The following is a 12,865-nucleotide window of genomic DNA, read 5'->3' as shown; positions in this document are numbered from 1 at the left end:
TTTAAGAAATCACTTTTAAAGTTTGCTGTACAAACCTCGCTTTTTCTATGGCATTTTCACGATTTTGGTCAACAATGGTTAAGTGCCCCATTTTACGGAATGGTTTGGTGTATTTCTTGCCATAAAGATGTACGTAAACTCCTTCAATCGACATGATTTTTTCCAATCCATCGTATTTAGCTACACCATCATGACCTTTTTCGCCCAAAACGTTAACCATAATGGCATTTGAAATAGAACGGGTATCGCCCAATGGCAAATTGAAAATAGCTCTTAAATGCTGCCCAAATTGAGAAACATAGTTGCCCTCAATAGTTTGGTGACCACTATTATGTGGACGAGGAGCTAGTTCGTTCACTAAAATATCGCCATGCTTAGTAATGAACATTTCTACCGCCAAAATACCAGTGATATTTAATGCAGCCGCAATGTCTTTAGCAATTTTTTCTGCTCTTTCTTGGATGCTTTCTGGGTAAGTAGAAGGAGAAATTAAAAATTCTACCAAGTTGGCCTCAGCATTAAATTCCATTTCTACCATTGGAAAAGTCTTCGTATCTCCGTTGGCATTCCTAGCCACAATCACAGCTATTTCCTTCTCAAAATTTACAAGTTCCTCAATTAAAGTAGGTGCATCAAATGCGTTTTTAACATCAGAAGCATTGCTTATTTTCATTACGCCTTTTCCATCGTAACCATCTTTACGCAACTTTAAAATATATGGGAATGGAAATTTTCCGCTGCTCAAATCTTCTTTAGAATTCACCAACATGAAAGGAGCGGTAGGGATATCATTTTCTTTAAAAAACTGCTTTTGCACACCCTTATCCTGTATCAATCTAATTACTCTAGACTGCGGATAAACCTGTTTGCCTTCTCGTTCTAGTTGCTCAAGGGCATCTACGTTTACTTTCTCAATTTCAATGGTGATGATATCTGCTTTTTTACCAAAATTATAAACAGTATCATAATCGGTAATCGAACCATTTTCGAAATAATTGGCAATGTGTTTACACGGAGCATCGGCATCTGGGTCTAGCACCAAAGTGGTCAAGTTGTAGTTAATTGCTTCCTGAATCAACATTCTTCCTAATTGTCCGCCACCTAAAATACCTAGTTTTAACTCGCTAATCTGTTTTGCCATTATCGCTTAAATTTGCAACAAAAGTAGGGAAAAATAAGCATACGATTTGGGTTAATTTCACATTAGATTACAGTTAGAAGCGCAATGTTTGTGCTACTATTTTCCGAAAGTCCTGCTTTTCGTTGCAATCTTTTTGTGAGTGTCTTACCTTAAACTTCGTAAGTTTTTAAAACTTACGAAGTTTGAAAAGGACTAGCACCAAAAAGTATTTCCACTTCAATCATGGCTATTTAACAAAAGTCTAGCTATAACTTAGCGTCGCTTAGCGCAAACTTCCAAAACCTTTGCGGTAAATTTTTGACGCAAAGAAAAATAAGAGTTTCGCAAAGAACGTAAAGTATTATAAGGCAATTGAACAGATAATCGTCATTCATTTTTTACTTTTGCTTTTTAACTTTAAACTTAGAAATGGATTACGATGCAATAATTATTGGTGCTGGTGCTTGCGGATTAATGTGTGCTGTACAAGCTGGTTTCTTAGGGAAAAAAGTTATTGTACTCGAAAAAAGTGACAAAGCAGGTGCTAAAATCCTCATCTCTGGTGGCGGTCGATGCAATTACACCAACATTGGTGCTACATACGAGCAGTTTATTTCTGCTAATGAGCATTTCGTAAAATCTGCCTTTAAACAATGGACAGTTGAAGACACGATCAACTTTTTTGAAACATACGGTATTTACGGAGCCGAAAAAACTTTAGGTCAGCTATTTCCTGATGGTAAGAATGCAAAAGATGTAGTAGAAGTTTTTACATCGCTTTGCGAAGAAATGGAACAACAAATCGTTTGCAACGCAGAAGTAGTATCAATTGAAAATGAGGAAGAATCATATCAGGTTAAATATCAAATCAACGGGAAAACAAAAACTTTAGCCGCTCCAAAACTGGTTATTGCAACAGGCGGCTTGCCAATTCCGAAAATGGGAGCCACAGATTTTGCTCTAAAATTTGCTAGAAAACATCAACTCAATATTATAGAAACTGCACCTGCATTGGTTCCGTTAACCATCACCGGCAAAGACGAAGATTGGTTTGCTCAATTATCTGGAAATTCAGTTTTCTGTAGAGTAAGTAATGAGGATATGAGTTTCGAAGAAAACATCCTATTTACACATTGGGGATTAAGCGGCCCTGCTATTTTACAGATTTCTAGCTATTGGCGCAGAGGACAGGAAATTGAAATTGATTTGCTGCCAAACGAAAATATAATTGAATTATTAACCGTTGATCGTCAGCAAAATGGACGTATTCATTTGTCAACTTTATTGAATAGATTTTACACCAAAAAGTTTACAGATGCTTTGGGTAAATTTTTGCCATTAACCAAAACTATTGCCGATTTAACCAAAACAGAAATGGAACAATTGGAACAAACCATTCACCATTTTAAAGTGAAACCAGCAGGCGACAAGGGCTATGATAAGGCAGAAGTAATGCGTGGTGGTATTGATACGAACGAGCTTTCATCGAAAACTTTAGAAAGCAAAAAGTTGCCAGGTTGCTATTTTGGTGGCGAATGTGTAGACGTGACTGGCTGGTTGGGTGGCTATAATTTTCAATGGGCTTGGGCAAGTGGTTTTGTGATTGCACAGAATTTGTAAGGTTTTCTCATGCCGTTCAACTTTCGCCATTGCGAGGAGGAATGACGAAGCAATATTACAACGATGAAAGTCTACAATATGCTTTAAGATTGCTTTGTATCTCGCAATGACGAGAATAATTTACGTACTTTTGCACAAAATAATAACCCATTGCAAAGCGAACTTTTCGTAATTACACCACCCTTTACACAACTGAATACACCGTATCCAGCTACTGCGTATATCAAAGGTTTTTTAAATACAAAAAGCATTTCATCCACCCAAGCCGACCTAGGTATTGAAGTCATTTTAGCACTTTTTTCCAAAAAAGGATTAACTCATTTGTTTAATCAAGCAGAACTAAAAAACGAAATATTTTCATTTAATGTCCAGCGAATTCTTGCACTTAAAGCGGAATATTTGAAAACCATTGATGCGGTTATTTCTTTTCTGCAAGGTAAAAATCCAACCCTAGCATTACAGATTTGTCAGGAAGATTTTTTACCAGAAGCATCACGTTTTTCGCAACTAGAGGAGCTAGATTGGGCGTTTGGAGCCATGGGAACACAAGATAAAGCCAAGCATTTAGCTACGCTTTATCTGGAAGATATTTCTGATTTCATTGTAGAATGTATCGACCCAAATTTTGGTTTTAGTAGGTACGCGGAGCGATTGGGGCGAAGCGCTAATTCTTTTGATGAATTGTACGAAGCCTTAAATCAAACACCAACTTATATTGACGCTATTCTAATTGATATTCTTAAGGCGTGGATAGAAAAAGTTCAGCCAAAGCTGTTTTTAATTTCAGTTCCATTTCCTGGGAATTTATATGCGGCTTTTCGTTGTGCGCAGTTTGTGAAGCAAAACTATCCTCATATAAAAATATCGATGGGTGGAGGTTTTCCAAATACGGAACTACGCTCACTTTCAGACAAGAGAGTTTTTGAGTTTTTCGATTACATTACTTTAGATGATGGCGAATTACCTATCGAGCTTTTATATAACGCTATAGTTAAAGGTGGCGAATTCAACCTCTACAAAAGAACTTTCTTGTTGGAAAATGGTGAAGTTACTTACAGAAACGATGCTTTGAGAAGTGATTACAAGCAAGCTGATGTAGGTACACCAGATTATTCTGATTTGTTGTTGGATAGCTACATTTCGGTTATCGAGATTGTAAACCCAATGCATAGAATGTGGAGCGATGGGCGTTGGAATAAGTTAACGATGGCACATGGCTGTTATTGGGGCAAATGTACTTTCTGCGATATTTCATTAGATTATATCAAAGTTTACGAGCCTGTTGCTGCCAAACAGATTGTAGATAGGATAGAGGATTTGGTGGAAAAGACTGGTCAGAATGGTTTTCATTTTGTGGATGAGGCTGCGCCACCGGCTTTAATGCGTGAGGTAGCTTTGGAGATTCTTCGCAGAAAAATTACCGTCACTTGGTGGACCAACATCCGTTTCGAGAAAAGCTTTACCGGAGATTTGTGTTTATTGTTAAAAGCATCGGGCTGTATTGCAGTTTCCGGTGGTTTGGAAGTAGCATCCGATAGGTTATTAAAACTGATTGATAAAGGTGTTACTGTAGAGCAAGTAGCCAAAGTAACCAGAAATTTTACCGAAGCTGGAATTATGGTGCATGCCTATTTAATGTACGGTTATCCAACGCAAACGGTACAAGAAACGATAGATAGTTTGGAAATGGTTCGTCAGTTGTTTGAAGCCGGTGTTTTGCAATCAGGCTTTTGGCACCAATTTGCTATGACAGCGCATAGTCCGGTGGGTTTGTATCCTGAGAAATTTGGGGTAGTGAAAGAAACGGAAGAAATCGGGACTTTCGCCAACAACGATATTAATTATATTGATAAAACAGGAATTGACCACAATAAATTTAGTTATGGGTTAAAGAAGTCGCTCTTTAATTTTATGCACGGCATCTGTTTCGATTATAAGCTGCAAGATTGGTTTGATTTCAAAATTCCCAGAACTACCATTGCGCCTAATTTTATTGATATCGCTTTAAATAGCAATGAGAATTTCAATGTTAAACCCACTGCGAAAATAGTTTGGTTGGGCGGAAAGCCATCTGTAGAAACCTTTACTAAATCTAAAAAAGGCAATACTTGGGAGATGATCAACTTGCATTTTCATAACAAAAGGGAAACTTTTAGTATTCAGACTAATAAAGCTGAAGGAGAGTGGTTAGTAGGTATTTTAAATAGAATTTCTGCAGCTAATGATAAAACCTTAACCTTTCAAGAAATCAAAGCTGATTTTGAAAATGAGATAGAACATTTTGAGTTGTTCTGGTATTCAAAACCAATCCATACTTTGAGAGAGTACGGTTTGTTGGTGTTGTAAATCTAGCATTGAACGCTAATAAATCGTCATTTCGACTGCAGTGGAGAAATCTTTGGATTTAAATCACCGTTAAGGATGGTGAAAATATTCAAAGATTTCTCCGTTTCGCTGCGCTTCAGTCGAAATGACGCAGTATGCTAATGTTTAGTTGGAATGTTAACAAAATCGTCATTTCGAAGAGGAACGAGGAGAAATTTGTTAGTTAAATGCTACTATTTGACAGATTTCTCTTTGTGTTCGAAATGACGGCGTTATGTAATTTCCCTTTATAGGCTATAAGTTAATCACAATTTGGCACGGTAAACGTCCAAGTTTCTGCAGTTTTGTACGGCAAAGAAAATGCTACACCTTTATCCATTTCGAACCATAATTTTGGTCTCATTTTTTCTCTGCTATAGGTTTCATTCATGGTCATGCTGTCATAAATCCTACCGTTAATCATCACGTATTTAATCTTTTCAGAGTTTCTGATATCCTCCAAGGGATTATCCTCCAAAATGATTAAATCTGCTAATTTGCCAGTTTCCAACGAACCTAATTCCTTACCAATTCCTAAATATTCAGCTCCGTTCAAAGTTGCCGCTTTAATCGCTTGCAATGGCGACATTCCGCCTTGAACAAACATCCATAATTCCCAGTGCGCACCCAAACCTTGTATCTGTCCGTGAGCACCTAAGTTCACTTTTGTACCACCATCAGCAATGGTTTTGGTTGCTTTTGCTACTTCGATATGTCCGTAATCTCCGTACTCAGAAGTCGTTCTACGTCTAGCTCTTGCATCGATTATCGCTCTTGGCGTAAAATTCAACAAACGTTCATTTTCCCAAACGTTAGTTCTATCGTACCAATAATTTTCGCCCCACTGACCGCCATAAGCCACAATTAAAGTAGGGGTATAGGCTACGTTTGTTTTGTTCCAAAAATCAACCACATCTTTGTATGCTGGTGCAACAGGAATGCTATGTTCAATGCCCGTGTGACCATCAGCAACCTGCGTCATGTTATGGAAAAATGTAGAACCACCTTCAGGAACAACTTCCATTTTCAGCTGACGGGCAGCTTCTAAAATCTGCTGGCGTTGGTCTCTTCGTGGCTGATTGTAAGATTTCACCGAAAACGCACCAACCGCTTTTAACCTACGCAAATGCGAAAGCGCATCATCCAAACTATTGATCGTTACCTTGAAATCACCATCGGCACCGTATAAAATGGAACCTGTAGAATACAAACGTGGTCCAATCATTCTGCCAGATTTTAGCATTTCGCTCTGACTAAATACCATCTCTGTATTGCTAGATGGGTCGTGCGAAGTAGTAACGCCAAAGCTCAAATTAGCTAAATATGACCAATCTTGTTGCGGGCTAATCCCATCTGGACTAGTTCTCAAATGCGCATGAACATCAACTATACCTGGTATAATGGTTTTTCCAGTTACATCAACCACTTTAATATCTGCAGGAATTGGAACTTCGTCTACTTTTCCAATCGCTTTAATTTTGTTATTTTCTACTAAAATTGTCCCTTCTTCAATCACCTGCTCGCCTTTCATCGTGATAATTCTAGCACCTTTTAAGGCGATTAGTCCTGTTGGTGCATCAGCTTTTAGTTTTAAACCGATAGAAACACCAGTTGTATCAGGTTCAGGTAGCACTTGAGGTGCACCTTCAACAAAGGTAAAAGTGTTTTTAATTTCTCTATTGTAGTATTTCTCGCCTAAAGTCCACAATAACTTCTTGCTGTCGGCACTCCAATGCAAATAAGTTCCAGCATCTTTTGTTACTTTAGTTAATGGAATTGCCTTATTTCCTGCAGATAAATCTAAAGCAGTTCCGGCAGTAACCATTGGCGTGATATATGCATTGAAAAGCTCTGTAAATGCCATCCACTTACCATCTGGACTAGGGCAAAACTGTGTAGCATATTGCGAAGTATAGTGAGTACGTTCATTGCTGCCATTTAAATCTACACTTTTGAAAGCTTTTTTACCGCTGTCATAACTTTGATAAAAAATACGAGTATCATCTGCATTAAATTGAGGCTTGATACCATTATCCAATACCAACGTTTTTGCACCGCCATTAGCAGGCATCATGAAAATACCTGTGTTTTTGCCATAAGTTAAGCCAAGTGTTTCGTTACCAACACCTTTTCTAAAAATTATTTTATCGCCTTTATTCGAGTAGCTAGGAGAGTAGTAGTAACCTTTTTCGTCTGTTAAACTGATGGTTTTTCCCGTTTTTAAGTCTGTTCGTTTAATTGCACCTTTAAATTCGTCGCTCCAAGTGGTGTAAATCACAAACTTTCCATCTGGACTAAATTTAGGTTCAAACTCGAAATCCAAACCGTTAGTTAACCTTTCAGGAACACCGCTAGGCATATCCTTTTTATATAAATATCCGGCAGCATTAAATACTACCATTTTGCCATCGGGCGATGTTACCAATTGCCTAAGCATTTTAGCCGTAAACTCTGGAGCAAAAACTTGTTGATCGAAATGTAAAGCTTCTTGTACGGTCTGGTTGCTAGTTACTTCGAAAGGAATGTCGCTTACGTATAAATTATTAAGCTCAACCTGTCTAATTTTGCCTTTAGCATAGAAAATAATTTTCTTCGAATCTGGTGTCCAAGCAAAGTTTGGATACACCCCAAAAATCGCCCAAGTTTCTTGTTGGTCTTTCGTTAAATCATCATATAATGGATATTCTTCACCAGTTTTTAAGTTCTGTATGTATAAAGCCGATTTCAATCTTACCCTTTTGACATAAGCCATATATTTTCCGTCAGGAGATACCTGGGGACGAACAGAACCGCCTTGGTCGGCAATTAAATTTGTTAACTTTCCTGTGTTTAAATCCAACTGGCGGATGGCGTAAATCAATCCATTAGGGTCTTTGCTGTATTGAAAAAACGGACCAGGAGAAACATCTTCGCTAAAATAAAGGAATTTGCCATCTGGTGAAACATTGGGTTCGCCTGCATCTTGTTGGTCGTTTTTACGCTTGGTCAGTTGTACACCGTCGCCACCGTAAATGCTGTACATCCACATTTCACCAGCGCCTAAGGAACGAGAACCGGTAAAATGCTTTCTAGCAATTAAATAATCACTGTTTGGCATCCAAGTAGCATTGTTCAACAATCTGAAAGTTTCTTTGGTGATTTGCTTTTTGTTGCCGCCTTGTCTATCCATTATCCAAATATTATCGGCGCCGCTTCTATCGCTTGTAAACGAAATGTACTTCCCGTTAGGGCTAAAACGAGGCTGAACTTCATAAGAAATACCACCGCTTAGCAATTTCGCAGTTCCGCCAGTAATTGGCATTACGTAAATATCGCCCAACAAATCAAAAACTATTTCTTTGCCATCTGGACTAACATCCAAGTTCATCCAAGTGCCTTCGTTGGTGGTAATACTGAAACTTTTACTAGTTCCTTTGTATTTTTCTACATCCCATTTTGGGGATTCTTTTTTATCTTGTGCGTTAGCAGAACTTAAGGTAAATAACAATGCTGAGGCAAATACGTACTTCTTCATTCTAAAATTTTATGTAACAACTAAAAGTTGCAATTTAAGTATTTCTTGCCACAGATGCACAGATGTCTTTCTCAAAATATTGATACGATTGACATCAAAATGTTTACAAACATTCTAATTGTTTTTAAGTTTGATTAAAACCAAATCCGTGTATCTGTGGCTAAACCTTTTTTGAAAAACCGCTACCGTTTCATAGTTTTGAGCTTAGATTTTATATGACTGCAACAGAAGTTTTAAAGAAATATTGGGGGTTTGATGTTTTTCGTCCGTTGCAGGAAGAGATTATTCAATCGGTTATAAAAAGTCAAGATACCTTAGCTCTTTTGCCAACTGGCGGAGGAAAATCTGTTTGTTTTCAGGTTCCAGCCATGATGAAAGAGGGTATTTGCATTGTGGTTTCGCCTTTGGTGGCACTGATGAAAGACCAGGTAGAAAATCTGAAAGCCAAGGGAATTGAAGCCATTGCAATTTATGCCGGAATGGGCAAGCGAGAAATCGATATTTTGCTGGATAATTGTATCTACGGGAAAATCAAGTTTCTTTATTTATCTCCAGAAAGATTGCTTTCAGAACTGGTTCGAGTACGTATTTCGTACATGAATGTGAATTTGATTGCCATCGATGAAGCACATTGTATTTCACAATGGGGTTATGATTTTCGACCACCATATTTGAAAGTCAAAGAGCTGAGAGAAATTCTTCCGGATATACCAATTTTAGCACTAACTGCAACTGCTACGCCCGAAGTTAGAACAGACATCATCGAAAAACTCGAACTAAAAGATGCACAGGTTTTTGTGAAAAGCTTTTCAAGAAAAAACCTCAGTTATGTAGTTTTTAACCTTGATGACAAACACAAAAAACTGATTGATATCTGCAAAAATGTAAAAGGTTGTGGGTTGGTTTATGTTCGTAACAGACGTGAAACTGCCGAAATAGCCATGTTTTTGCAGCGCAACCAAATCTCAGCAGATTTTTATCATGCAGGTTTAGAAAAAGATGTTCGTTTCCAGAAACAAGAAGACTGGAAGAAAGATAAAACCCGAATAATGGTGGCCACCAACGCTTTCGGGATGGGGATTGACAAACCTGATGTACGTTTTGTGGTGCACTTAGATCTGCCCGAAAGTTTGGAAGCTTACTATCAAGAAGCAGGAAGGGCAGGGCGTGACGAAAAACGGGCGTTCGGGGTTTTGCTGACCAATAACGGTGACCAAAAGGTTTTAGAAGCTAAATATACTGACAGCTTTCCATCAGTTGATGAAATCAAAAAAGTCTATCATTATTTGGGTAATTATTACCAGTTAGCTTATGGCGCTGGACAAGGTTTAAGCTTTGAGTTTGATTTGGCTGACTTTTGTAAACGCTTTAATATTGGGGTAATTAAAACGATGGCTGCGTTGAAATTTTTAGAACGTGACGGCTATTTAACGCTTTCAGAGAATATATTTATTTCTTCGAGGCTGATGTTTGCCGTTGGCCACGAAGATGTTTACCGTTTCCAAATTGAAAATGCAGCGTTCGACCCAATTATAAAAACTATTCAGCGCTCTTACGGCGGAGCTTTTGATAGTTATGTGAAAATCAAAGAAAGTGATTTGTCGAACAGATTGAAGATTTCCTACAATGATGTAATTGCTTATTTGAAGAAGTTACAGGAGTATAACCTGATTTCTTACTTACCGCAAACAGATAAACCACAACTGCAGTTTATTACCGCCAGATTGGATATGTTGCATTTGGATGTAGATGCTAAATTTATAGAACTAAGAAAGCAAATTCAAAGTACGCAAATAGAGGCTGTATTGGCCTATGCATCTAACGAAATTTGTAGAAGCATACAATTGCTTACTTATTTTGGAGAAAGCAAAGCCGATAAATGTGGTGTTTGCGATGTGTGTTTAGCGGAAAAGAAACTACAGGATTTAGCAGACTATAATGATAAAATCGACTACGAAATTAGTACGGTGTTACAAAGTGGGCATTTCGACTTAGATGATTTGGTAAAAAGTATACAGACGGGTACAGATAACGATAAAATTGATAGGATTAGAGAGCTTCTTGACGCAGGTAAAATAAAAACTGATGGGAAGAAGTATTATTTGTAACATTTGAATGCCAATTAATCCCTATTTAATTAAGTAAACAATCTTTCTTATCTTTGTGTTAGTTAACAAAAACACGTGAAAAATGAGTTACGTAATGTCCTTTCAGGAAAGAGCAAAGTTAGGTTCGGAGAAATTATCCAAACAATATCCAGTTACGTTAGAAAAAGCACGGAAACAAGCACAGCAATTAAAGGCACAAAGCTCTTCAGAAAACAAGAAGAACAGGTCTTAGAGAAATTTATCATCGAAAATAATCTTTGGATTAATGATATAGATTTTTCGAAATACGTAAGTGAAGGCGCCGAACAAAAGGTTTATCTAAAAGACGATAAACACGTCATTAAACTTAACGATGCCATTTACTACGCTTCGTGGCAAGATTAATTCCACAATCTTTTACTACATAATTACTTTTTTTCCGATACCGCTTACGAACTGATAGGCTTTACAAAAGATGATAAAAATCTTTTGTATGCTGTTGTTCAGCAATCGTTTGTAACCATTACTACTATAACAGATTTACACTTGGTAAAGGCGTTTTTAGCTCAAAATGGTTTTTCTAACACAAGAAATAATGATTATTTCAATACTGAATTAGGAATTATCTTAGAAGATTTACACGATGAAAATGTGCTTACTAATAACGGTTTCCTATTCTTTATAGATACAGTTTTCTATTTAACAGATGATTTTTGGAAAGAATAATTCAATTCACCAAATTTCATATCTTAGCCGCAATAAACAACACGAATTTATGAAAGACGAGCTTTCAAAATCCTCTTATGGGGATTTAGGGGTTAAAAACGATAAAAAGACAATTCGCTCTTGGGCCTTTTTCGATTGGGCAAATTCAGCATATAATTTAGTCATTACTTCCACCATATTTCCGGCTTATTACACGGCAATTACAGGCGATAAAGATGATAATACTATCGATTATGTTTATTTCTTTGGTTATAAAATCATCAACTCTGCTCTGTATACCTATGCCATGGCTTTTGCTTTTTTAGTAATTGCAATTTTGTCTCCAATCTTATCTTCCATAGCCGATACCAGAGGTAACAAGAAAATCTTCATGAAAATGTTTACCTACATTGGCGCAATTGCCTGTAGTGCGCTTTTTTTCTTCGAGATTAATGCCGATAAAGGAGTAAATACACTGAATTTTAGTGTAATTATGTTTGTAATTGCCGCCGTTGGCTTTTGGGGAAGTTTGGTGTTTTACAATTCATATCTGCCAGAAATTGCAACGGTTGAAGAACAAGATAATGTAAGTGCCAAAGGATTTACTTTTGGTTACGTTGGAAGTATCATTCTGCAAATTATCTGCTTTGTATTTGTGTTTAAGCCAGAATGGTTTGGTATTGTAGATGCCTCCGTTCCGGCACGTTTATCATTTCTGTTAGTTGGTATTTGGTGGATTGGCTTTGCTCAAATTCCTTTCAGAAACTTGCCAAAAGGAAGTCCGAATTTTAAAACAGAAAAGAAAAACATCATGAGTAGTGGCTTCCAAGAACTAAATAAAGTTTGGAAACAGGTAAAGCAAATGAAATACTTGAAGCGCTTCTTGTTTGCGTTCTTCTTTTATTCAATGGGTGTACAGACCGTGATGTTAGTGGCGACTATTTTTGGTGAGAAAATATTACATCTGCCAACCACTAAATTGATTGCGACCATCCTTATTTTACAATTGGTAGCTATTCCTGGCGCAATGCTGATGTCTTATCTTTCCTCGAAGAGATTTGGTAACGTAAATGTGCTAATAGGTGTGGTAATTATTTGGATTGGCAGCTGTATATCTGCTTATTTCATCCACACCGAAATGCAATTCTATGCTTTAGCCGCAGTTATCGGTTTAATTATGGGCGGAATTCAATCTTTATCGCGTTCTACCTATTCTAAATTTTTACCTCAATCAAGTCCAGACCATACTTCATTTTTTAGCTTTTATGATGTAACTGAGAAGGTTGCGCTAGTTTTTGGAATGTTCAGCTTCGGCTATATAGAAGTACTTAGCGGAAGCATGCGTAATTCGGTGATTGCATTAGCACTGTTTTTTGTTTTTGGTTTAGTATTTTTGCTGCTCTTAAAAAAGGTAGAACCTAAAGCCGTGGTGGTTGATTAAGTGATTTTAAGAGC

6 protein-coding genes and 1 pseudogene are annotated in these 12,865 nt (G+C 37.3%); 5 read left to right on the top strand and 2 right to left on the bottom strand.

Features of this window, described 5'->3' with window-relative positions:
- Position 1: 1 nt before the first annotated feature.
- Positions 2-1,141: a 5-(carboxyamino)imidazole ribonucleotide synthase gene (locus tag CRO54_RS05275; RefSeq protein WP_097129463.1), complete on the bottom strand. Its 1,140-nt coding sequence runs from the start codon at positions 1,139-1,141 to the stop codon at positions 2-4.
- Between the two features lie 408 nt (positions 1,142-1,549).
- Here CRO54_RS05275 and CRO54_RS05270 point away from each other — a divergent pair, with 408 nt between their 5' ends.
- Together CRO54_RS05270 and CRO54_RS05265 are read left to right on the top strand one after the other, a co-directional pair.
- Positions 1,550-2,740 (top strand): BaiN/RdsA family NAD(P)/FAD-dependent oxidoreductase, encoded by a 1,191-nt coding sequence (locus tag CRO54_RS05270; protein WP_097129461.1) that lies wholly within the window; start codon positions 1,550-1,552, stop codon positions 2,738-2,740.
- Positions 2,741-2,890: 150 nt separating this feature from the next.
- Positions 2,891-5,086 (top strand): B12-binding domain-containing radical SAM protein, encoded by a 2,196-nt coding sequence (locus CRO54_RS05265; RefSeq protein ID WP_097129459.1) that lies wholly within the window; start codon positions 2,891-2,893, stop codon positions 5,084-5,086.
- Between the two features lie 280 nt (positions 5,087-5,366).
- Here CRO54_RS05265 and CRO54_RS05260 read toward each other — a convergent pair whose 3' ends face one another.
- A complete protein-coding gene (locus CRO54_RS05260; protein WP_097129457.1) occupies positions 5,367-8,618 on the bottom strand; it encodes an amidohydrolase family protein in 3,252 nt (1,083 codons plus the stop codon).
- A gap of 215 nt (positions 8,619-8,833) precedes the next feature.
- Between CRO54_RS05260 and CRO54_RS05255 the strand changes: the two genes are divergently transcribed.
- The 3 genes and pseudogenes from CRO54_RS05255 to CRO54_RS05245 all read left to right on the top strand — a co-directional run bounded on the left by CRO54_RS05255 (position 8,834) and on the right by CRO54_RS05245 (position 12,851).
- The gene (locus CRO54_RS05255) at positions 8,834-10,726 is read left to right on the top strand and encodes a RecQ family ATP-dependent DNA helicase (protein ID WP_097129455.1); all 1,893 of its coding nucleotides are present in this window, start codon (positions 8,834-8,836) and stop codon (positions 10,724-10,726) included.
- Positions 10,727-10,801: 75 nt separating this feature from the next.
- Positions 10,802-11,431: pseudogene (locus CRO54_RS21440) on the top strand (putative polyvalent protein kinase domain-containing protein).
- A gap of 49 nt (positions 11,432-11,480) precedes the next feature.
- Positions 11,481-12,851, top strand: coding sequence for an MFS transporter (locus CRO54_RS05245; RefSeq protein ID WP_097129933.1), 1,371 nt, complete (start codon positions 11,481-11,483; stop codon positions 12,849-12,851).
- Positions 12,852-12,865: the final 14 nt, after the last annotated feature.

Origin of the sequence: Pedobacter xixiisoli (genome assembly GCF_900215335.1) — a bacterium.
Lineage (GTDB): Bacteria > Bacteroidota > Bacteroidia > Sphingobacteriales > Sphingobacteriaceae > Pedobacter > Pedobacter xixiisoli.
Note: the sequence above shows the minus strand (reverse complement) of the source record. Positions and strands in the feature narration are given on the sequence as shown.